Below are 20108 nucleotides of genomic sequence, written 5' to 3' on the forward strand. Positions count from 1 at the left end.
TTCAGTGCGAGTTCTTCAGACCAGAGCGGGAGGTCCGCGCGGGGAAATGCCGGCGCGAAGGAGTGCGCCATTGGGGCCGAGGTGGTGCGTCGTCGGGAATCGACGGATCAGCGCTGCGACGGGCATCGCCGGCGTGGACAGCACAACCTGCACGACGCGGGTGACGACTCCGAACAGTCGCTCGGCAGCCAACACGAGGGTCGCGCAGACGAGCGTGGCGACTATGTGTGCTCCGAGCATCGCCAACCCCGGAGAAGGGGAATGAGAATGCACGGAGAGTGTCATGGTGGTGTGCGCTGCCAGTTGGCCGGCGCCGAGAGCCGCAATGAGTGGTAGCGGTCCGCGGGTCGGAACGGGAAGCGTTCCGGTGATCGCGCCCACGGCTGAACACACGGCTATCAGCAGGGTCAGCGCCGACGCCGGCGGTACATCGCCGCCGGCCAGGCCGTGCGCGGCGATGGCAAGAGCGGTCGACACAGCCCCGACAGCACTACCCCGAAGGAGTGCTGTCGTGGGCGCGTCGGTGGACACTCGAGCAGGTCTAGCGGACGCCGAGGCGTGCGAGCAGATCAGCCTCTACGCCGTCGAGTTCGGAGGAAATAGCGTGGTGGGCGGCCTTGCGGCGAGCCTGCGGCATCTGCTCGGCCGCCCGCACCGCGGTGCTCAGGTCGCTCAGACGCTCACGGATGGCTGCGGCAAAACGCTGCGTCTCGGCGTCGTTCGGCTTGTGGCTGAGGATTTCGGTGACCGAGCTTTCCGCTCCAGCAATGCGGGCGCTCAGCTTGGCTCCGTGGCCGGTGTAGTCGCCCAGTTGGTCGACGGCGATGCCCATCTTCTGAGCGCGCGCGGTATCCAACTGACCACGAACCGCGGTTGCCGCTCGATAGATGATCGGCAGCAGAACCGGAGCCAGTAGCCGAGCGACACCCAGGTACTTGCGCACCTTGGCAACGGTCAGGCCCTGATTCACAGCGGCCTTTTCTTGGGCCTTCAGCGTGGCGATCTGCGCCTTTTCGATCTTGTGCGTCGACTCGATCTCAGCCTTTTCCAGCTTCTTGATCGACTTGGTCTCAACCTTGTCGCGCTTGCGTTGGCTCTTGGCGTTGAGTTTCGCCTCGACCTCGGCCTTGTGCTTGAGAGCCTTCGCCTCCGCCTTGCGGGTGGCACGAGACTTTCGCTTCTTGAACAACCCCATCGAAAAGGACCCCGTTTCCAGGTGTTTGTGCGCTGCCAGGTACCTGCGCTTCGGCTTCAGCCTAGGGGAGCACATAATCTTCGTCATCGTGTGTTCCGATAAAAGCCCCGCGCCCTCGCTCCCTCTGATCGATTCAGGGGCGCTCACGCGTTGCCGTCATCGGGTGCGTCTCGACGGATTGTTTCCGGGCAAATGGGCGTCGGAACCTCTCGATACGGGCATCAAACAGCGTCAGGAATCGGCAACGGCCAAGCGTGCGGAGATCGCGGAGCTGGTGATCGGCGCCGCTCCTGATCGTTGGGTGCGGATCAACGCCGATCAGTCGACGGCGGCGCAAGCTCGCGACACCCTGGCCGCATGTGAAGCCGGCGCCGACCGCATCTGGGGCGCCGTGTTGCCCGTCGAACGCGACACCGGCCGCAAAGGTCGATGCGAAATGCTGATCCGCGATACGGACGGCGGCGGCTATATCCCGGTGATCGTCGTCAACCACAAGGTCACCGACCCGGGGCAGGGCGCGATCACATCTGGACTGTTCGAGTGGGAGCCTGCAGTCGATCCGAAGCGCAAGGTACGAGGCCAGGTTCGCGACCAGATGCGCGTCGCGCAGGTCTACCGGATGCTCGAGCGCCGGGGACTGGCGAGTCCGTCGTTGCAGGCGGGTGCGATCGGTTACAACGGCGACTGCATCCTCGTTCACGACCTGAGTGCGATTCTCGAGGACTACGACGAGCGCTACGACGACAGGATTGCCGTGGCGCGCGGCGAGGTGCTGACGTCTCCCTCTCAGGTCAGCGAGTGCAAATCGTGCCCGTGGTGGACGGAGTGCAAGGAAGAGTTGGTCCGCAACCGTGATGTGAGTCTGGTTGCGGTCGGCTCCCGGGCCGAGCTTCTGCGTGACGCCGGATGCAACACCATCGATCAGCTCGCGGCCTGGGAGGGCGAGCCGCTCGAGGATTGGCCACACGGAAACTTCGACGACGCCGTCGTTATCGCGAAGGCGTGGCTGGCGGGCGCTCCGTTGGTACGACGGTTCGACAAGATCTCGGTGACGCGCGCCGATATCGAGATCGATGTCGACATGGAGAGTTACCAGGAGCACGGTGCCTATTTGTGGGGAACTTTGCTCAATGTCGGTGGCTTCTCGATGTATCGGGGATTTGCGACGTGGGATCCGTTGCCGACACGGGACGAGGCGCGATCGTTTGCGGAGTTCTGGGGTTGGCTGATGGCAGAGCGTGCGGCCGCAGCGGTGTCCGGTAAAACCTTTGCCGCCTACTGCTATTCACGTTCGGCGGAGGACAAATGGCTTCTGGATTCTGCGCGTCGATTTGCCGGTGAACCGGGCATTCCGACCAAGGAAGAGATCCGGGAGTTTATCGACAGTCCGCAGTGGGTGGACATCTACCAAGCTGTCAGCGATCAGTTCATCTGCCCGGATGGCAAGGGGCTCAAGAAGATTGCGCCCGTTGCCGGATTCCATTGGCGCGACGCCGAAGCCGGTGGTGAAGCGTCGATGGCGTGGTACCGCGAGGCGGTCGGCTACGACGGTGAGCCGGACGAGACACAACGGACGCGGATCCTGCAGTACAACGAGGATGATGTCATCGCCACCAAGGTCTTACGTGAGTGGATGACGGACCGCGCGGAGAAGGAAATTCCACTCGCCTCGGATCTGTAATCCGGCTTACTCGACGTATACTTGGCCCGCGTTGCATGAGTCGGGGGGTCTGACTCGTAGGTCCGAGGGGGGATCGTGGGTACGTTTGCGGCCGATATTGCTGAATTGAAAAGCTTGGGCGGGGTGCTACACGGGCTCGCGGATGAAGCTGGTCGGCTGAGCGTGGGACCGTCGGCCGGTGCTCCTCCCGCCACTGGTGGCACGTTTGTCCCCATGGCGCCTGGGCCCTTGCTCGGGAATCTCCCTTTTGTGCCTGCGAATACGGTGCTGACCTCTTTTCTCGAAGCATCAGCGATCTCGCACGAGCTTGTCGAGGGTGTGCTGGTTCCCTCATTGCAGGAACGGTTGGGCGAGACCGGCGACATCATGATCAACGTCGCCGAAAAGTTCCGCAGTTGCGACGAGCAGTCTGCGGCCGAACTTGCCACCGCGTACACCGACGCCACAGGCGCCTGGGTCGCCCAGGAACCCACCGCATGACCCCGACGCGTGCACAGATCGAATCGTGGGATCCAGCGTCGCTCACTGCCGTTGCCGACGCGTGGATTACCTTGGGCAGCAAGGCGGAAGATCTGTTTTCCCGGTACCTCAGCAGTGTTACCACCGTCCACGGTGCTTACTGGGAAGGAAAGACCGCGGAAGCGGCTCAGGACAGGGCCGCCGCAGACAGGAAGACTGCCGGCGAGGTTGTCGATGCTCTCGAAGCTCTGGCAAAAACCGCACAGCAAGGCTTTCACGAGATCGACGCTCCCTTGCAGCGGGCCCGAATGGCTGTTCTTGCAGCAGAAGCGGATAGATTTGTGGTCTCGGACGCGCTTCTTCTCACCGACACCGCGGCCGAACCGGACACAGCCCGTGTTGCCCTGATGGTCGAACGGCAACGTGAACTGACCGACGCCGCAAATGCCACCGAGAATGCGGACAACACTGTGCGAAGCTCCCTGGCAGGCGCTCGTGACGGGCTACGTGTGACATTTGTATCCGCAGCTACCTCGGGTGGGGAGCAGGGTAAGAGTGATTCTGACGCTCTAGCCACACATCCGGCGTCGATGACGCCGGAACAATTGCAGCGGATCACGGAAACCGGCCACCTGACACCGGAACAGGTCACGGCGTTGGAGCGTGGTGAAACTGCGATAATCCCGGCGTCGCAGATGGAATACCTCAATCAGCTGGGAAGATCACTGGATGGGAAATCGCCCCAGGAGATCGAAGACCTGCTCTCGAAGTTGCCGCCCGATGCGCAGGCTGCGGTCGCAAACTCGCTGCAGATACTGTCCAACGAGAACGTCAGCGCGACGGTCGAGGGTGATCCGGACGTTCCGACCAAGGGCGGTCTGAACCTTCTACCCGACATGATGCGAGAGTCTCTGACTCGGGATGACTTGGTGGTAAACAGCTTTGAAGTAGCTGGCGGATCCGGCCTTCCCAGCATCGCACTCAACGGGGTTGCCGACAATCAGGCGATCGCCGACATCGTTTCGATGGGCGACGATCAGTACAAGAGCGGAAGCACCCTGGACAGTGCGCTTCTCGACGTGGGGCAGAAATACCTGGATGCGCAGGTCGCTCATGAACAGAACCCGGAACACAAGTTCGAGTACTTCATGGTCGATGGGCGTGGTACCCAGGACATGGCCGTCACCGAGCAGATCTTCACCGCTGTGGGACATGACAAAATTGCCGTCGATGCCGTTGTCAACAATCCAGAGATCGGCAGCGACTTCGTGAAGGATGTGCTGTCCCACAACTGGACTGACGACGGTCAAGCCGCGTCGACGCTCTTCGGCTTCCCGGATGGTGATGCCACTGTGGAGAATCCGAATGATCCCACCGATGTGGCCACGGCAACTCGTACCGGCAGCATCATGTCAGCTGTTGGGGAAGCGGTTAGTACTGACGACGCGTGGAAGTTGCTGTCCAATATCCCTGAAGCCGACGGCCAGTCGACTGGCCAGCTCAATCCCGATCTGTTGCAGACAGTTTCGAATAGTATGAGTCCCTACGTTTCTGATCTGGCTGGTGAAGATCCTGAGAATCATCCAGGTTTCAGCATCGGAGGGTGGACTGATCCCGACGGGTTTCGTCACTACACTGGCTCGGCAAACGTGTTCGCTCTGATGAATACCGACGAAACGGCTGGCACGAACTTTACCCGAGCGGCATACCAGGAGATGCTCGCGAGGCAGGGTGCATATGCGCTGAACCCTATGGGGGAAAGTGCAGCCAACAATTTGGATACTGCGGGAAGGCTGGCGGGGCTGACAGACTACGGATTGATGCGTGGCACTCAGGATGGTTACGACGACAAGGCGGCGCAGGCAGCCGAAATATATGCACGCAAGAACAATGCATATGGCGCCTTGATGAGTCTCGGAACCTTGGGAATCGGAAACCTCCCTGGCGGGGATTACATCAACGCCATGATCGGTGCCGGGGGTGATCCGTTGAAGGAGTCGGTAATCGGTGCCCAGCCTTCAGGGCCTGAAACGGCTAAACTCGCAGGTTTCGACTCAGCTAGACAGGCTTACAATATTCTGAATGCGGCACCGGAATTACCACCTGAATTCAAGGAAGTTTACCGGTGGGCATTCGATGATGGAGAATTGAAATCTTGGGATCAAATTAAGGAGGCGACCAACGAAAAACCTTATAGGCTGGGTGATATTGACACAATGTTTTCGACGTTTGGTTCCTCAACTGATTTCCATGCGACGCGGATGCTGGAAAAATACAATGCGGTGGCGTGGAATGCTCCCTAACAGGGCACTTTCGGTGGCGGTAGCGCTGATATGTGTGGCCTCTATTTCAGCGTGTGGCAGCGACAGATCGCCGACGAATTCTGCCGATGTCGCACCGGCGTCGGAGTTTCCGCACACAACGGTGTGGTCGGCTGATCCTGGTGTCGACTTATTCGGTCGCGGTGCTGAATTGATTCGAGCGACTGCCGAAGCCGCTGCGTACACCCATACCGGCGGACCAGAGTTTACTTATCCGGGCTACATCGATGCGATTCGTGACATTTCCAGGGATCGTTCTTCAATTAGTTCGTGGATCGTGAATCAGACTCCCGACTACGATAATAGGTTTACTTGGTTCCGGAATATTGTCGATTTTTCGGAGAGTTCAGATTCGGTGTCGGCAATTGTGTGTGACTATTTGGTTCACGAGAAGCCGTCGAAATTTGACAGTTCGGTTGTTCTCGATGGTTCAGTGCGTATAGTTTTGGAGAATACTGCTGAATTTGCGGGCAGTTCGGGAATCGTAGACACCGATGTGGGAGGTCATGATCCACGTGCCCAACGCCCACCCTCGTGGAATGTTTTCGGGAACTGGAAAATCGTGGAGGAAAAATCGATTCCGGGCAATGCGATCTCGCAAGGGTGCGTCGATTGGTGGAAACAAGAGTTCCCGACGTTCACCGTAGACACCCAAGGGAGTAGAGCGCTGATTTCGCCTCCCGGGTATGTCATGCCGACTATGCCGATGGCTGTGCAGTATCCGGAGTGGATCGGTCCGTCGCTCGGCGTCGCCTAATTGGACCGTCTTCGTGCGACGGGGATCGCAATTGCGTTGGACGACTTCGGAACCGGCTACTCGTCTTTCGAGAGTTTGAAGAAACTGCCCATGGACATTCTCAAAATCGACAGATCATTCATCACTGAGCTCAGTGAAGGTGATTCGCCGGTTGTGAGTTGGTTCAGGGTTATTACATCAGCGAGCCGAAACCGGCGGCGGACGTCGCCGAATACCTCAAACGGTCATAGCCCTTGTGCGCCTTTGTTAACCGCGGACGGTTGACAAAGGCGCACAAGGCAACAGAAACCTACCGCGGTGTCATGCGGAGAGCGCCGTCCATGCGGATGGTCTCGCCGTTGAGGTAATCGTGCTCGACGATCATCTGAGCGAGCTGCGCGTACTCGGACGGCTGGCCCAGACGCGACGGGAACGGAACGCCGGCTTCGAGGCCCTTGCGGTACTCGTCGGTGACGCCCGCGAGCATCGGGGTGTCGATGATGCCGGGAGCGATCGTGTTGACGCGGATGCCGAACTGAGCCAGGTCGCGGGCAGCCGGAACCGTCATGCCGTGCACGCCGCCCTTGGATGCGGAGTAGGCGATCTGTCCGATCTGGCCTTCGAATGCGGCAACGGAAGCGGTGTTGATGACAACCCCGCGCTGGCCCGAGTCGTCGACGGTATCTGTCTTGGCAATGGCGTCGGCCGCCAGGCGCATGACGTTGAACGTGCCGAGCAGGTTCACAGTGATGACCGTGCGGAAAAGCTCGAGGTCATGCGGGCCGTTCTTGGACAGGATGCGTCCGGCCCAGCCGACGCCGGCGCAGTTGACGACGATTCGCAGCGGAGAGCCGGATTCGACGATCTGGTTGATGGCAGCTTCGACCTCTTCGCCGCTGGTCACGTCGGTGGGGATGAGGGTGACACCGGCGGGGACGTTGTCGCCGGCGCGTTCGATCGACGCGGGCAGATCCAGGCCGAAGACGGTGGCGCCGGCGTCGGCGAGGCGCTTGGCCGTAGCTGCTCCCAGTCCGGAAGCTGCTCCGGTGACCAGTGCTGCGGTTCCCTTGATTTCCACTTCGTATGCTCCTCGAGTTAGCGATCGGTAAGGCAGTGGTACGTGTTGAGAACCATAACGCGGCGCTCTATGTGAGGGCGAACGCGCGAGGGCCCCACAGCGCTGGGTACCTTTGATGCGAGGTGAGACGTAAGGTTTCGACCTCATCGGACGAGAGGGGGCCGCGGTGAGCAAAGCACCTGTGCGCCCCGCCGCCTCGGTCGAGAACTTCGAGCGATTGCAGGGCGACCCACTCTTCGAGGATCTCGCCGAGTTGATTGCAGAGGTTCTTTCCTACGCATTCGATGCTCCGGCGGCAGTCGAGATCGAGCAGTGGACGATCAGCTGCCTGCCGTCGACAAACCGATCCGCGGATCGCCATCGATTGTTCACCCTCAACATCGGTCCGATGGAAGTGCTGAGCGTCGAGTGTCATCTTGTCGGCGGGCAACCGATCGAACACGTCATGTCGGTCTTCGTGTCGAGTTCGGCGTTGGAATCCCGAACGGGTTGCAGTATCGAGGAACTTGCTGCAAAACACGATTTGCTCGGCATCCGGCGTACTGCGTTAGCTTCAGCCGACGGTGACGGGACCATGATCGACTGCAGCCTCGAGGACTCGGATGCGTTGGAGCAGTTCGCCGAACTGCCCGTCGACGCGTCGACCGTTCGGCCGCTGGCGGAGCATCTCGTAGCCAAGGGCAAAGGGCCTTTCCGGCAGTACCACAACCCCGGATTTGCCAAGTACGTACTCGAAAGGTCGGTCGATCATGGTTGAGCAAATGTCCATCCGCTTGCCGCGTGTGCTGCGAGACGGTGACGATGCCGGCGCCGTCGACGTGTTGCAGGAGTACTTCACGAGGCCGCTCCGAAAGACAGGGTATCTCCGTACCGGTGCGTTGTGGGATTCCTGGGATCCCAGTGGTAATCGTGATCGCGACGCGGACGTCTTCACTGCGGAAGATCTTGTCGCAGTGACACTTCTCGCAGTTCAGGTTCCAGCCCAGGGCGCATTGTTCCTGCTGGGGGAGAGCAACGCTTCACTGAACGCGCTCCTGGCTGATGTAGGTCCAGATCGCGATCTGGTGGACGAAGTTGATCCTTTGACACCGGAATCTCCGGTGTGGCGGCTGGAGACAGCGCTGCGCGAGATCCACGGCGTCGGCCGCACGATGGCATCCAAGCTGATTGCTCGCAAACGCCCGCGGCTCTTCCCGATCTACGACGACGTCGTCGGTCGAGAACTCGGAACGAAGGCCGCCCATCTGGAGCCGGTGCGCAGCGCCTTGCGCGACGGGGAACTCCAATCGCGATTGCAGGGCCTACGCGATCTGGCAGGTCTGGGCGAAGTTGTGCCCGCAGTGCGGATCCTCGACGTTCTGGCGTGGATGCAGGGCAAGGGTTACAAGCCCGCTTCGGAGTAGACGGGTTCTTTCGAATCGTTGCATGATTGGGCACGATGGCAGTGCGCAACTGTGGGTCACGGTTCATTGAATATTCTTGTACGTCAACAAGTCTCGAGCACAGATTCGCTTAAACGTGTCCGATATGTCCCTAGGAATCGAAATTATGTTCGACTAAAATTAGTTCATGGGCAGTCGGGAAGCGTGGCAATACGACGGCGAGGGCCTCAAGACCGAGGTTCTCGACCTCGCTCGCGCCCGGCACGAGATGCAGTCCCGCATGGTTGTGATGATCACGGAAATGTTCACCCGCGACACCCTCGGCGGCAAAGGATTCCGCGCTATCGCACAGTGGCTGCACCTGTCCACCAACCTCGAGATCGGTGAATGCAGCCAGTTGGTGGGCCTGGCGCGGTTGTTCATGCTCGAACCTGTTGTCGGACAATCCTTTCACGACGGTGATATCGACGCGTTGAAAGCGCGTCAGGTCGCCCACTTCTGCCAGCACCCGCCCAAGAACATGAGCCTCGCCGACGTCGAGAAAGCCCGCGAGATCCTCCTGGCCCTCGCCTCGAAAAAGGTCACCGACTGCGATTCCGTCCGCGCCGCCATTCGGCGGATTCAGAAGCAGTACGGCAACCGCGCCGACGGAGTGCCGGCCGGTGAAGACTCCGAGCTCAACGAGTTCTACGCCTCCCGCGGTTTGTACGGGCGAGTTTGCGTGAAAGGTGACCTCGACGCCGTCAACGGTGCCCGTCTCATCGCATTACTGTCTGCCCTCTCGGCGCCCACGCCGGAGAAGGACGGTGTGAAAGACGAACGCACCCCGGCACTTCGACGCGCCGACGGATTCTGTGAAATGCTGCGCCGCTACGAAGCCGCGGGTCTCGGTCCCGTCGAAGGCGGCGTGAAACCGCACCTGACGATCACCGCCACCGCAAAAGACATGACCGATCTTCAGGCCCTCAAAGACATGTTGCCTTCCACCGAGGAACTCGGGTACGCGATCACCAACTGGGCCGGCCCCATCAGCCTCGACACCGCCCGCATGCTGGCCTGCGACTGCGAGGTCACCCGAATCCTTCTCGATAGCAACGGTGTTCCGCTCAATCACGGTATGAAAGCGCGACTTGCCAGCGTCCCGCAGCGGCGGGCCCTGACGGTTAGGGACGGTGGATGCGCCTTCCCCGGTTGTGGCACTCCACCGGGCTGGTGCGACGCCCACCATCTGATCCACTGGCTCGATGACGGCCCCACGGACCTCGACAACCTGATCTTGTTATGCGGTCACCATCATCGGATGATGCATCACACGCAGTGGCGTGTCGACATCGGAGACGACCGAAAAACCCGGTTCTATCCACCGATGTCCGTGGATCCGTATCAAGTTCCCGTTCCCGGGAACACGCCGCCAACAGCGGCCTGAAAAACAAACGTGTGCACCGGGGATCAAACATGCCCCGGTGCACTTTGCTGCCTACAACTCCGATATCGGCGTCTCCAAAGTGATGTCCACACCCATCCGTCGCAGATTTCCGTCGAGAACCTGCCAGATGGAAATCTCGAGGAACTCGGCCAATTCAGTGCCGGACACGTCGGAACCGGGTTGGCTGAGCCAACGATTGACGCTGACGTCGACCAAGCCGATGACGCCGAAAGCCAAGGGCTCTGCCATCTTCGACGGTTTGCCGCGGCTGGCGAGGATCGCACCCAACAGGTTTCCCAACTGGACGGCGATGGCTGTCTTGGTTCCGGTCACCACTTTCGAACCGGTAGCTCGGGTGCTCGGCGAGCCCTTGCCTAGAAAGTGGTGTAGCCGTGGGTATTTCACAATCCACTGGAGGTAGGTCTCGACTGCCCGCGAGATAGCCTCACCGACCGTACCCTGCGGCGTGAGGGTGGGTGTCAGGTCGGTCATCATCATCTCGAGAATGCGGACTCGCAGCTGCTCGTCGAGGTCGGCTCGATCCTTGAAGATCCGGTAGACAACGGAACGGGGGACGTCGGCACGTTCGGCGATCTGCTGGACGCCGACATCGGCGCCACCTTCGTTGACTGCATCGAGTGCTGCGTCGAGGATCCGCGCTTTGCGCTGCTCCTTGTGATCGTTCCAGCGAGTGCTGCGCCCGTCGGGCTGCGCCGACTCGGCTGTTTTTGTCATAAATCGAACGATACTCACCCGGCCATTGACTGGACAAGATGTCTCACATACTTTGGTGGGACAGCGTGTCACACACAGATACCGTTCTCTTCAGGAGTGGCAATGAGTAACAGGGTTTTTGTCGTCGGCGTCGGCATGACGAAGTTCGAGAAGCCGGGAGCCCGCGAGTGGGACTACCCCGACATGGCACGCGAGTCGGGTACCAAGGCGCTCGAAGACGCGGGTATCGACTACACCGAGGTTGAGCAGGCGTATGTCGGCTACGTCTACGGCGAGTCCACCGCAGGTCAGCGCGCTGTCTACGAGCTCGGTCTGACAGGCATCCCCATCGTCAACGTCAACAACAACTGTTCGACGGGATCGACCGCGCTCTATCTCGCCACGCAGGCAGTCAAGAGCGGTCAGGCCGACTGCGCACTGGCGCTGGGCTTCGAGAAGATGCAGTCCGGGTCCCTCGGATCCACCTACGACGACCGTGAACAGCCACTCATGCGGCACCTCCTCGCTCTCGCCGAGCTGCAGGAGTTCGCGATGCCGCCAGCTCCGTACATGTTCGGCGCCGCGGGCGTCGAGCACATGGAACGCTTCGGGACCACTGCAGAGCAGTTCGCGAAGATCGCCGTCAAGAACCACAAGCACTCACTGAATAACCCGTATGCCCAGTTCCAGGACGAGTACACCCTCGAGCAGATCCTCGAAGCACGCCAGATCCACGGGCCGCTCACCAAGCTCCAGTGCTCGCCTACCTCGGACGGATCCGGCGCGGCGATCATCGCCAGCGAAGCATTCGTCGAGAAGCACGGACTCGCTGCTCAGGCGATCGAGATCGTCGGGCAGGCCATGGTCACCGACATGAACAGCACCTTCGAGGACAAGAGCGCGATCAGTCTCGTCGGCGCGGACATGACTCGTAAGGCCGCTGAGAAGGTGTACGCGCAGGCCGGGATCACCGCCGACGACGTCGACGTCATCGAACTCCACGACTGCTTCTCCACCAACGAGTTGCTGACGTACGAGGCGCTCGGACTGTGCGCAGAAGGTGACGGCGGCAAGCTCGTCGACGCCGACGACACCACCTACGGCGGACGCTGGGTGGTCAACCCGTCCGGCGGCCTCATCTCCAAGGGACACCCCCTCGGCGCAACCGGCCTCGCCCAGTGCGCCGAACTCACCTGGCAGCTCCGCGGAACCGCCGACAAGCGTCAGGTCGACGGCGCGAAGGTCGCGCTCCAGCACAACATCGGACTCGGCGGCGCAGTTGTCGTGACCGCATACAAGCCCTACGCACGCTGAATCACACCCACAACCCGCTAGCTACCCACTAGGAGTTTCATCATGGCTTCCGTTTCCGTCTCCGCTGTACTGCCCGCATCCCCCGAGAAGACCTGGGATGCGCTCTCCGATCTGTCTCGCTGGGAAGAGTGGCTCACCATTCACCAGGGCTGGAAGAGTGAACTCCCCACCGAGGTTGCGTTGGGCGCCAAGTTCACCGAGGTCGTCTCCGTGATGGGGATGGCAAACAAGATCGAGTGGACCGTGGAAGAGGTCGAGGTTCCGAAGATGGTCAAGATTGCCGGTACCGGAATGGCCGGCGTCACCGTCGAATTCGTTCTCTCGGTCGAGGCCGACGGTGCGGGTTCGAAGGCAACCGTCGACGCCAGCTTCAAGGGCACCATGATCGTCGGGCCGATCGGCAAGGCAGTTGCCAAGAACGCCAAGGCTGATCTCGAGGCCTCGCTGGCTAAGTTCGCCGAGCTGGTCGGGTAACGGCTCAATGACAACACCGAAGACCAACGCGGTCGAATTCGATACGTCCGGGCTGGACGTATGGACCGATCCGGAGCACTTCGAGGTGACAGCCGAGCGCATCGCCGAATACGCCGCTGCCACCAACGATCCCATCGAGCGACACCTGAAGGGCGAGATCGCTCCACCGGTCTTCGCGGTGGTACCCGTCTTCATGTCGATGGCACCCGCTGCGCTGTCGGTGGCGCCGGTCGAACTGCTGATGAAGCTCGTTCACGGTGAGCAGGACTTCCTGTTCCACCGTCCGATCTACCCCGGTGACCATCTGGTCGCTCGTGCCAAGCCCATCGGATTCGAGGGCCGGGACAACGGCTCCACCGTCGTCATCTACGTCGAAACCAAAACCGACAAGGGTGAATTGGTCAACGAGCAGTGGATGACGGCCTTCTTCCGCAAGGTCGACGCAGGCCCCGGCCTGGGTGAGAAGGCTCCCGAACACCGATTCGACGAAGCTCTTCGCGCGGGTAGTCCCGCAGCGGTGGTGAACCAGCATATCGACGAGGACCAGACGTTCCGGTACTCACCGGCTTCCGGCGATCCGATGCCAATCCACCTCGACGAGGAGATCGCTCGGATGTCCGGGCTCCCCGGAATCATCAATCACGGGCTGTGCACGATGGCGTTCACGTCGTGGGGAGCCCTGACCGAACTGGCGGGCGGAGAGACCGAGCGGTTGCGCCGTCTCGCAGTGCGATTCGCGAAGCCCGTGCTCCCGACCCAGGACATCGAGACGGTGTTCTACAAGTCGGGTTCGGCAGACGGAGCCACGTCGTACTCGTACGAAACCAGCGCGCTCGGTGACCTCGTCATCAAGGACGGCCTCGCGGTCATCGCCGACAACTGAGTCTTCATGTCCGACAACTGAACTGATGGGAATCTGAACTGATGGGAAGTCTCGACGGTCGCGTAGCGATCATCACCGGAGCAGGACGCGGCATCGGCCGTGAGCATGCGCTGCTCTTCGCTCGTGAGGGTGCGAGCGTCGTGGTCAACGATCTCGGCGGCGCAAACGACGGATCGGGCGCAGATGCCGGCCCGGCGCAGCAGGTAGTCGACGAGATCGTTGCCGCAGGCGGAAAGGCGGTCGCCAACACCGACAACATCGCCACCTGGGACGGCGCCGAGGGCCTCGTCAAGCAGGCCGTCAGCGAGTTCGGCCGACTCGACGTTCTGGTCAACAACGCGGGCATTCTCCGCGACGCCTTCATCGCCGGTATGGACGAGAGCCAGTGGGATGCAGTCATTGCCGTGCACCTCAAGGGTCATGCGGCGACGCTGCACCACGCTGCCGCGTACTGGAAGGACCAGAGCAAGGCAGGCGAGACCGTCAACGCTTCGGTCATCAACACCGCTTCGGCTTCGGGTACCTTCATGCCCAACGCGGGCCAGGGCAACTACGGCGCCGCCAAGGCGGGCATCGCAGCCCTGACTCTGGTGGCCGCTGACGAGCTCGATCGATACGGTGTGCGTGTCAACGCTATTGCGCCGATCGCGCGTACTCGGCTGACGCTGGCGACACCCGGTATGGGCGCGTTGTTCGCCGCCGAGGTCCCCGAGGGTGAGTTCGACGCGTTTGCGCCGTCCAACATCTCCCCGTTGGTGGCCTATCTTGCGGCAGCGGACTGCAAGCTGACCGGCAAGGTGTATGCCGTTCAGGGTGGGGCCATCACGGAACTTGCCGGCTGGCACGGTGTGAACACCATCGAGAGCGAGGGTCCCTGGACCACCGCCGACCTCGCAGAACGTCTGTAAGCGCATGGCACGCAACGCATACGAACTCGGCCTCGGGCTGAGTGAGGAGCACACGGCACTCGCAGATTCGGTACGCTCCTTCGCCGACCGCACCATCACTACCGAGCAGGTTCGCGCGGCGGTGGAGTCACGGACCGAGGACAAGTTCCCCGAGTTCTGGACGGCATTGGTCGGGCAAGACCTTCTCGGGCTCGCGGTTCCGGAAGAACAGGGTGGTCACGGCGCCGGTCTGCTGACCTTGGCGGTGGCACTGGAAGCATTGGGCCGCGCTGTCTCTCCCGGCCCGTTTGTTCCGACGGTATTGGCAAGCGCCGTTCTCGGTGCTGCCGATTCCAAGGCGGGCCCCGAGTTCCTGCCCGGTCTGATCGACGGAAGTCGTACGGCAGCAGTCGCCTTGGGTGCTCCGTTGGCGGCCGAGTCGTCGGACGGCGGATACAAGATCACGGGCGCACTCGACGGTGTGCTCGGCGGTGAACATGCCGACGTGCTGCTGGTCCCGATCCAGTTGCCCGAGGGTGTTCGCTACGCGGTGCTCGAGAGCAGCGCAGTCGCGATCACCGTGCAGGACAGCATCGACGTGCTGCGCGGCAGTGCGCGGATCGAAGCTGATGGAGCGCAGATCAGCGCCGAACGGGTACTCGACGGTCTCACCGAGGCGCGGGTACGGTCCATTGCCGCAGTCGTTCTCGGCGCCGAAGACGTCGGCGTCATGTCCTGGTGTGTTTCCACCGCGTCGGAGTACGCCAAGACCCGTGTGCAGTTCGGGCGACCGATCGGCCAGTTCCAGGGCGTCAAGCACAAGTGCGCGCAGATGGGCATTGCGCTCGAACAGGCGCGAGCCGTTGTGTGGGATGCAGCAAGCGCACTGGACAAGGGCGACGACACGGCAGATTTTGCCGCCGACATCGCCGCTGTGATCGTGCCGGACGCCGCAGTGCAGGTGGCGCAGGACTGCGTGCAGGTCCACGGCGGCATCGGATTCACGTGGGAGCACGACGCCCACCTGTACTACCGGCGCGCACTCTCGATCCGCGGCATTCTCGGTACTCGCGAGGATCGCGCCAATCGTGTTGCGCAGCAGGCACTTGACGGTGTCAGCCGGGCTTCGGTTCTCGAACTGCCGCCAGAGGCAGAGGAGATCCGCGGCGACATCGCGGCTGAGCTTGCCCAGTTGGTCGATCTCGACGAGGACGACCAGCTGATCGCACTCGGCGACGGCGGCTGGGTTCAGCCTCACCTGCCGAAGCCGTACGGGCGCAGCGCCGCTCCGCTCGAGCAGATCGTCATCTCCCAGGAGATCAAGGCTGCCGGTATCTCGATGCCGCAGCTCCTGATGGGCACCTGGGCCGTGCAGGCCGTCGTAGCGCATGGTTCGGACAAGCAGAAGCAGGAACTGGCAGTACCGACCCTGCAGGGTGAGCTGGTGTGGTGCCAGCTTTTCAGTGAGCCCGGTGCTGGTTCCGACCTCGCATCATTGTCGACGAAGGCCGAAAAGGTTGACGGCGGTTGGAAGATCACCGGTCAGAAGATCTGGACCACGGTTGCGCAGTTCTCCGACTGGGCAATGCTGATCGCCCGCACGGACGCCGGCAAGCCGAAGCATCAGGGCATCACGTACTTCGTCCTGGACATGTCGACACCGGGCATCACCGTCCGCCCGCTGCGTGAGATGACGGGCTCGGCGCTGTTCAACGAAGTCTTCCTCGACGACGTCTTCATCCCCGACGAGAACGTGGTCGGCGAGGTCAACGACGGCTGGAACGTCGCACGTACGACGCTGGCAGGCGAGCGCGTCGCACTGAGCCAGAAGATGGAGGCGTACGCCTCGGACTCCGATCTACTGAAGTTCGCGAAGTCAGCAGACCTGAGCCCGATCGGACGCTACCGCGTCGGCGAGCTGGTGGCCGAGAGCCAGGCGATCGACCTCATCGGCTCCCGCGTTGTGCTCAAGCAACTTTCGGGAATCGACGTGAGTACGACGTCGAGCGTCGGCAAGCTGTTGGCGATGAAGATCAGCCAGTCGATCGCCGAGTTCGTCGTCGCCGAACTGGGTGCTGCCGGAGCGGTCAGCATCCCAGGTCAGCCAAGCGACAAGGCGATGGAGCAGCTCATTTCGGGCCGTGCCACCACCATCTACGGCGGCACAACCGAGGTGCAGCTCAACGTGATCGGTGAGCGCATGCTCGGATTGCCGCGAGACTGAGGGTATTAATCGGGTGGGGCTCAGTCCTGGATTCTTCTCCAGGGCTGAGCCTCTTCCAGTTCGAAGGCCAATTCGAGGAGTGTGCGCTCGTCGCCGAGATCGGCGGAGAAATGCGAAGCCAACGGCAAACCGTTGCTGGTCTGGTGCATCGGTAGCGAAATCGCGGGACCACCGGAGATGTTGTTCAGCGGCGTGAACGATGTGTACGCAATCAACTTGTCGAAGAGTTCCTCGAAAGGCTGAGCGGGAGAGAGGTATCCGAGTTCAGGGGTGGTGTGCCCCAGGGCCGGCGAGAGCACGACGTCGTACTTCAAGAACATGGCGCTGTACTGCTGCTGGAGCCGTCGCAGGCGGTAGAGCACGCGCGGCGTCTTCACCAGGTTCTTCCGGTACAGCGTGTAGAGGCCCTTCGTGAGATTGTCGGTGCCGGACTTGTCGAAGTCGGGCCCGAGCATCTGTTTGCCACCGGTGGAGATGGCAAACGACAAAAAGCCCCAGTAGATGCTGAAGTCGTCGATGAATTCCGGGCCGACGGGCAATGCCGCGTCCTCGACGTGATGGCCAAGGCTTGCAAGGAGTTCAGCCGTAGCTTCGACGGACTTGCGTGTCTCGTCGTCGGTCTTGGTGACTGTCACCGAATCGGTGATCACGCCGACGCGCAGGCGGGTTGAGCTGGGTCCTTCGATCAGGCGAACCGGTGCGAGTCGTGGATTGCGGTAGTAACTTTCGGCCGCTGACATCCATCGTGCAGTGTCACGAACCGTGCGGGTGACGGCGCCCTGAGCGATCAGCCGGATCGGCATCGACTTGTCGGCCGGATCGGCGATGGTACGGCCGCGAGTGGGTTTGAGTCCGACCAGTCCGCAGGCAGCGGCGGGAATGCGAATCGATCCACCACCGTCGTTGGCGTGCGCGATCGGGAGGACTCCGGCAGCAACCAGTGCGGCAGCGCCACCCGAGGAAGCGCCCGACGAGTAGGCCGGGTTCCACGGGTTGTGCACGGGTTCTTCCGTCATGTACTCGGTGGACGCACTGAATCCGAACTCGGGCAGTCGGGTCTTGCCGATCGAAATGGCCCCGGTGGAGAGGAACTGCTTCGCGAAATCGCTGTCAGCCTTGGCGGGGACTGCGGTGAAGGCGGTGCTGCCCTGCTGGGTGGGAAGGCCGGCGCTGTCGGTGTTGTCCTTGATCGCGGTGGGGACGCCGGCGAAGATGCCCGCGGCCGGCCGGTTGCTCCTGGCAAGGGCGCGATCGAAGTCTGTGCAGGCCAGACCGTTCAATTGCCCCTGCACTGCCTCGGCGCGCGCGATCGACGCCTCCATGACTTCCCGTGCGGTCACCTCGCCTGATTCGATCCGGGCGGCGACGCCGGTGGCGTCGAGATCGCCCAGGGCATCATCGGTGAATGCGTGGACGGGGGTGTTGGGGCTCATGGGGATCCTTGTCAGGCGGAGGCACTCAGGTCGTCCGTCCAGCATATTGGACGGACGACCCCTGAGTGGCGCTATCTGTGGATTGCGGTATCAGCTACCGAAGATCGTCACAGCCTGCTCTGCTGCCTGCGGTGCCTGCTGGAACAGGCCCTGAGGGATGAACTGCTGGGGAATGAACTGCTGGGGACCCAACTGCTGGAAGTTCGTGACCATCGGGTGGATGACGTTGTTGAATACATCGTTGAACATGTGTTGTGTCCTTCGGTTACAGCGTTTTTCGAACTTCTGACTCCATCGACACTAAGCACGGTTCGAGTGTGTTTCAACGAAAATTGCTGATACACAGTCAAGTTCAAGTTCATTGCCAGCTGGGGGCCAGGAATCGGCGTTTCTTCACAGCTTCGACGCGGTGCAGTGCAGGTTCTTGGCCGTCGGGGATGTCTCGACGGATTTGGGGTCGGGGTACGTGCCCAGTACGCGATCGGCCGTTCCCGCGGTGGTGACGGTGAACCAGTAGTGCTCGTTCTTGAAGTGATGGTTGCGATGGTTGCGCCAAACCGACCGGTAGAGAGCAGTTTTCGGCTTGTAGTCACTGTGGATGAGGAAATGAGTCCACTCGTAACCGAGACCGAGTACGGAAATACAGGTCAGGAAGGTCAGGCCGAGTTCGACGCGGGGAAACGCTAGGAGTGCGACAGCGGTCAGGACGGGAATCACGATCAGGAGTGTCTGCCACGGAATAAAGATGAGTGAGACGGTTCGCGGGGCGAAATGGTGCTCCCGATGGCTGCGCGCCAGGCGTGAATCGAGTGTGACGCCGGCAATGGTCCGCGGCTTCCAATGGAGAATAAAGACGTGAATGATCCACTCCACGAACGGGAATGCGGCAAGCATCACGATCGGAACAAGTGCGTCGGTGATCTGCCAGTCGCCCAAGGCGATGCGCGTCGCCGCTGCAGCCACCAACATAGTGCCGATCATCCACGGCGTCGGTGACTTGCGGAACGTTCGTGCGGCATCGGCGAGAGTGATGGGCTTGCTCATGGTTTCAGTCCTTCCAGGAAGGTGAGAGCGTCGCCGATTGCCGTCGTGCCGGTGTGAAGGAGCTGTGCGGCTGACGCCTCGGCAGTGGACTCGTCGTGTGAAGTGATGGCGGAGGCCAGTTTTCGATACAGATCAGTTTGGCCGACTTCGGCGACCATGACGGAGGCAAGTGCAGTCATAGCCGGCTCGTATGCAGCGCGCAGGCTGTTGAAGATCAAGCGGAAGGCAATGGAATCTGCGCTGTCGACAACGACGTCCCAGAAGGCCAGGGCCCGCGCTTGCAACTCCACCGGATCTTCGGTGGCGCCTAGATGATTCACGGCCATGTCGAGTTCCTGGGCAGATTCCGCGGAGATGCGACGGGAGGCAAGCACCGCGATCTGCGGTCCCATCAACTCACGAGTTTCCAGGACACTGCGCACCACGGCCAGGTCGGGGACACCGTCGCGTATCAGCAATTGGGGGAGAAGCTCGGGTCCGGCCTGGCGCCGGAAATCGCGCACCGACGTAGATTCGCCCTGGCGGACTTCGACTAGTCCCGCTTGGGCGAGCTTCTGAATTGCCTCTCGGACCGCGGGCCTCGAGACGCCGAACGCCTCGGCGAGCTTGCGTTCGCTGGGGAGATTTTCGCCCGCCGCAAGCTCTCCGGCCAGCACTTTCACCGAAATCTGGTCGAACACTGCGCCGGAAGCCGAGGTACGTGCAACGGGTTGGAACATGTACTGACGATAGGCCACCTTCTGGCAAGAGGTCAAGTGGTCAGACCAGTTGTCTGTGGCGTGAAAGAGACAACCCTTGACCGATACTCTTCACCGTAACCCCGCAGGTGAGGATATTTTTTAGGTCACCCTAATTTC

General features: G+C 61.4%; 21 protein-coding genes. 13 read left to right on the forward strand and 8 right to left on the reverse strand.

Translation table 11 applies throughout. The features are described from left to right. Nucleotides 1–15: 15 nt before the first annotated feature. Together C7T36_RS14375 and C7T36_RS14380 are read right to left on the reverse strand one after the other, a co-directional pair. Nucleotides 16–531, reverse strand: a complete 516-nt coding sequence (locus C7T36_RS14375; protein ID WP_045066228.1) for a hypothetical protein — start codon at nucleotides 529–531, stop codon at nucleotides 16–18. Between the two features lie 10 nt (nucleotides 532–541). Further along, on the reverse strand, nucleotides 542–1195 hold the full coding sequence (locus tag C7T36_RS14380; RefSeq protein WP_045066229.1) for a DUF6474 family protein: 654 nt from the start codon (nucleotides 1193–1195) through the stop codon (nucleotides 542–544). Between the two features lie 124 nt (nucleotides 1196–1319). Here C7T36_RS14380 and C7T36_RS14385 point away from each other — a divergent pair, with 124 nt between their 5' ends. The 5 genes from C7T36_RS14385 (at nucleotide 1320) to C7T36_RS30720 (ending at nucleotide 6677) form a co-directional block, all read left to right on the forward strand. Further along, nucleotides 1320–2876 (forward strand): TM0106 family RecB-like putative nuclease, encoded by a 1557-nt coding sequence (locus C7T36_RS14385; RefSeq protein ID WP_045066835.1) that lies wholly within the window; start codon nucleotides 1320–1322, stop codon nucleotides 2874–2876. 75 nt (nucleotides 2877–2951) lie between these two features. Further along, the gene (locus C7T36_RS14390) at nucleotides 2952–3356 is read left to right on the forward strand and encodes a hypothetical protein (protein WP_052683447.1); all 405 of its coding nucleotides are present in this window, start codon (nucleotides 2952–2954) and stop codon (nucleotides 3354–3356) included. Further along, nucleotides 3353–5638, forward strand: a complete 2286-nt coding sequence (locus C7T36_RS14395) for a hypothetical protein (RefSeq protein WP_045066231.1) — start codon at nucleotides 3353–3355, stop codon at nucleotides 5636–5638. Before C7T36_RS14390 ends, C7T36_RS14395 begins: the two co-directional genes overlap by 4 nt. Nucleotides 5639–5651: 13 nt before the next feature. Further along, nucleotides 5652–6413 carry a hypothetical protein gene (locus C7T36_RS30130; RefSeq protein WP_181317474.1) on the forward strand — a complete coding sequence of 254 codons (762 nt, stop codon included), beginning with the start codon at nucleotides 5652–5654 and terminating at the stop codon, nucleotides 6411–6413. 36 nt (nucleotides 6414–6449) lie between these two features. Next, nucleotides 6450–6677 carry an EAL domain-containing protein gene (locus C7T36_RS30720; protein WP_275586640.1) on the forward strand — a complete coding sequence of 76 codons (228 nt, stop codon included), beginning with the start codon at nucleotides 6450–6452 and terminating at the stop codon, nucleotides 6675–6677. A 25-nt stretch (nucleotides 6678–6702) separates the two neighbouring features. On the opposite strand, the gene C7T36_RS14405 is transcribed toward C7T36_RS30720, so the two are convergent. Further along, on the reverse strand, nucleotides 6703–7470 hold the full coding sequence (locus C7T36_RS14405; RefSeq protein WP_033235406.1) for an SDR family NAD(P)-dependent oxidoreductase: 768 nt from the start codon (nucleotides 7468–7470) through the stop codon (nucleotides 6703–6705). Nucleotides 7471–7636: 166 nt separating this feature from the next. On the opposite strand from C7T36_RS14405, the gene C7T36_RS14410 reads away from it, so the two are divergent. From C7T36_RS14410 to C7T36_RS14420, 3 genes are all read left to right on the forward strand, one after another. After that, entirely contained in the window at nucleotides 7637–8227 is a 591-nt protein-coding gene (locus C7T36_RS14410) for a hypothetical protein (RefSeq protein ID WP_033235407.1), read from the forward strand. Continuing rightward, a complete protein-coding gene (locus C7T36_RS14415) occupies nucleotides 8220–8873 on the forward strand; it encodes a DUF6308 family protein (protein ID WP_045066235.1) in 654 nt (217 codons plus the stop codon). The genes C7T36_RS14410 and C7T36_RS14415 overlap by 8 nt, the downstream gene beginning before the upstream one ends. 166 nt (nucleotides 8874–9039) lie before the next feature. Continuing rightward, nucleotides 9040–10278, forward strand: coding sequence for an HNH endonuclease signature motif containing protein (locus tag C7T36_RS14420; protein ID WP_045066236.1), 1239 nt, complete (start codon nucleotides 9040–9042; stop codon nucleotides 10276–10278). Between the two features lie 51 nt (nucleotides 10279–10329). On the opposite strand, the gene C7T36_RS14425 is transcribed toward C7T36_RS14420, so the two are convergent. Then, nucleotides 10330–11013 (reverse strand): TetR/AcrR family transcriptional regulator, encoded by a 684-nt coding sequence (locus C7T36_RS14425; RefSeq protein ID WP_045066237.1) that lies wholly within the window; start codon nucleotides 11011–11013, stop codon nucleotides 10330–10332. Between the two features lie 102 nt (nucleotides 11014–11115). Here C7T36_RS14425 and C7T36_RS14430 point away from each other — a divergent pair, with 102 nt between their 5' ends. Genes C7T36_RS14430 through C7T36_RS14450 form a run of 5 tightly spaced genes read left to right on the forward strand, consistent with a single transcriptional unit; the run spans nucleotide 11116 to nucleotide 16774 of the window. Further along, nucleotides 11116–12306, forward strand: a complete 1191-nt coding sequence (locus tag C7T36_RS14430; protein ID WP_007735955.1) for a lipid-transfer protein — start codon at nucleotides 11116–11118, stop codon at nucleotides 12304–12306. A 42-nt stretch (nucleotides 12307–12348) separates the two neighbouring features. Then, complete coding sequence (locus C7T36_RS14435) at nucleotides 12349–12780, forward strand: SRPBCC family protein (protein WP_003944139.1); 432 nt, start codon at nucleotides 12349–12351, stop codon at nucleotides 12778–12780. Nucleotides 12781–12787: 7 nt separating this feature from the next. Continuing rightward, nucleotides 12788–13663 carry a MaoC/PaaZ C-terminal domain-containing protein gene (locus C7T36_RS14440; RefSeq protein WP_045066244.1) on the forward strand — a complete coding sequence of 292 codons (876 nt, stop codon included), beginning with the start codon at nucleotides 12788–12790 and terminating at the stop codon, nucleotides 13661–13663. Nucleotides 13664–13704: 41 nt separating this feature from the next. After that, the gene (locus tag C7T36_RS14445; protein ID WP_007735961.1) at nucleotides 13705–14571 is read left to right on the forward strand and encodes an SDR family oxidoreductase; all 867 of its coding nucleotides are present in this window, start codon (nucleotides 13705–13707) and stop codon (nucleotides 14569–14571) included. A gap of 4 nt (nucleotides 14572–14575) precedes the next feature. After that, nucleotides 14576–16774, forward strand: coding sequence for an acyl-CoA dehydrogenase (locus C7T36_RS14450; RefSeq protein WP_045066245.1), 2199 nt, complete (start codon nucleotides 14576–14578; stop codon nucleotides 16772–16774). Between the two features lie 20 nt (nucleotides 16775–16794). Here the strand turns inward: C7T36_RS14450 and C7T36_RS14455 are convergent, their stop codons facing one another. The 4 genes from C7T36_RS14455 to C7T36_RS14465 all read right to left on the reverse strand — a co-directional run bounded on the left by C7T36_RS14455 (nucleotide 16795) and on the right by C7T36_RS14465 (nucleotide 19970). Further along, nucleotides 16795–18207, reverse strand: a complete 1413-nt coding sequence (locus tag C7T36_RS14455; RefSeq protein ID WP_045066248.1) for an amidase — start codon at nucleotides 18205–18207, stop codon at nucleotides 16795–16797. A gap of 90 nt (nucleotides 18208–18297) precedes the next feature. Next, on the reverse strand, nucleotides 18298–18456 hold the full coding sequence (locus C7T36_RS30135; protein ID WP_020905720.1) for a hypothetical protein: 159 nt from the start codon (nucleotides 18454–18456) through the stop codon (nucleotides 18298–18300). Nucleotides 18457–18600: 144 nt separating this feature from the next. Further along, nucleotides 18601–19251 (reverse strand): sterol desaturase family protein, encoded by a 651-nt coding sequence (locus C7T36_RS14460; RefSeq protein WP_045066250.1) that lies wholly within the window; start codon nucleotides 19249–19251, stop codon nucleotides 18601–18603. Continuing rightward, complete coding sequence (locus C7T36_RS14465; protein WP_045066836.1) at nucleotides 19248–19970, reverse strand: FadR/GntR family transcriptional regulator; 723 nt, start codon at nucleotides 19968–19970, stop codon at nucleotides 19248–19250. The genes C7T36_RS14460 and C7T36_RS14465 overlap by 4 nt, the downstream gene beginning before the upstream one ends. Between the last annotated feature and the right edge of the window lie 138 nt (nucleotides 19971–20108).

It is taken from the genome of Rhodococcus sp. AD45-ID, from assembly GCF_003023755.1.
Lineage (GTDB): Bacteria > Actinomycetota > Actinomycetes > Mycobacteriales > Mycobacteriaceae > Rhodococcus_F > Rhodococcus_F globerula.

Excerpts from the sequence above, each read along its gene's own strand:
- C7T36_RS14380 (WP_045066229.1), bottom strand. The coding sequence starts at position 1,195 with ATGGGGTTGTTCAAGAAGCGAAAGTCTCGTGCCACCCGCAAGGCGGAG.
- C7T36_RS14395 (WP_045066231.1), top strand. The coding sequence starts at position 3,353 with ATGACCCCGACGCGTGCACAGATCGAATCGTGGGATCCAGCGTCGCTC.
- C7T36_RS14415 (WP_045066235.1), top strand. The coding sequence starts at position 8,220 with ATGGTTGAGCAAATGTCCATCCGCTTGCCGCGTGTGCTGCGAGACGGT.
- C7T36_RS14420 (WP_045066236.1), top strand. The coding sequence starts at position 9,040 with ATGGGCAGTCGGGAAGCGTGGCAATACGACGGCGAGGGCCTCAAGACC.
- C7T36_RS14425 (WP_045066237.1), bottom strand. The coding sequence starts at position 11,013 with ATGACAAAAACAGCCGAGTCGGCGCAGCCCGACGGGCGCAGCACTCGC.
- C7T36_RS14430 (WP_007735955.1), top strand. The coding sequence starts at position 11,116 with ATGAGTAACAGGGTTTTTGTCGTCGGCGTCGGCATGACGAAGTTCGAG.
- C7T36_RS14435 (WP_003944139.1), top strand. The coding sequence starts at position 12,349 with ATGGCTTCCGTTTCCGTCTCCGCTGTACTGCCCGCATCCCCCGAGAAG.
- C7T36_RS14440 (WP_045066244.1), top strand. The coding sequence starts at position 12,788 with ATGACAACACCGAAGACCAACGCGGTCGAATTCGATACGTCCGGGCTG.
- C7T36_RS14445 (WP_007735961.1), top strand. The coding sequence starts at position 13,705 with ATGGGAAGTCTCGACGGTCGCGTAGCGATCATCACCGGAGCAGGACGC.
- C7T36_RS14450 (WP_045066245.1), top strand. The coding sequence starts at position 14,576 with ATGGCACGCAACGCATACGAACTCGGCCTCGGGCTGAGTGAGGAGCAC.
- C7T36_RS14455 (WP_045066248.1), bottom strand. The coding sequence starts at position 18,207 with ATGAGCCCCAACACCCCCGTCCACGCATTCACCGATGATGCCCTGGGC.
- C7T36_RS30135 (WP_020905720.1), bottom strand. The coding sequence starts at position 18,456 with ATGTTCAACGATGTATTCAACAACGTCATCCACCCGATGGTCACGAAC.
- C7T36_RS14460 (WP_045066250.1), bottom strand. The coding sequence starts at position 19,251 with ATGAGCAAGCCCATCACTCTCGCCGATGCCGCACGAACGTTCCGCAAG.
- C7T36_RS14465 (WP_045066836.1), bottom strand. The coding sequence starts at position 19,970 with ATGTTCCAACCCGTTGCACGTACCTCGGCTTCCGGCGCAGTGTTCGAC.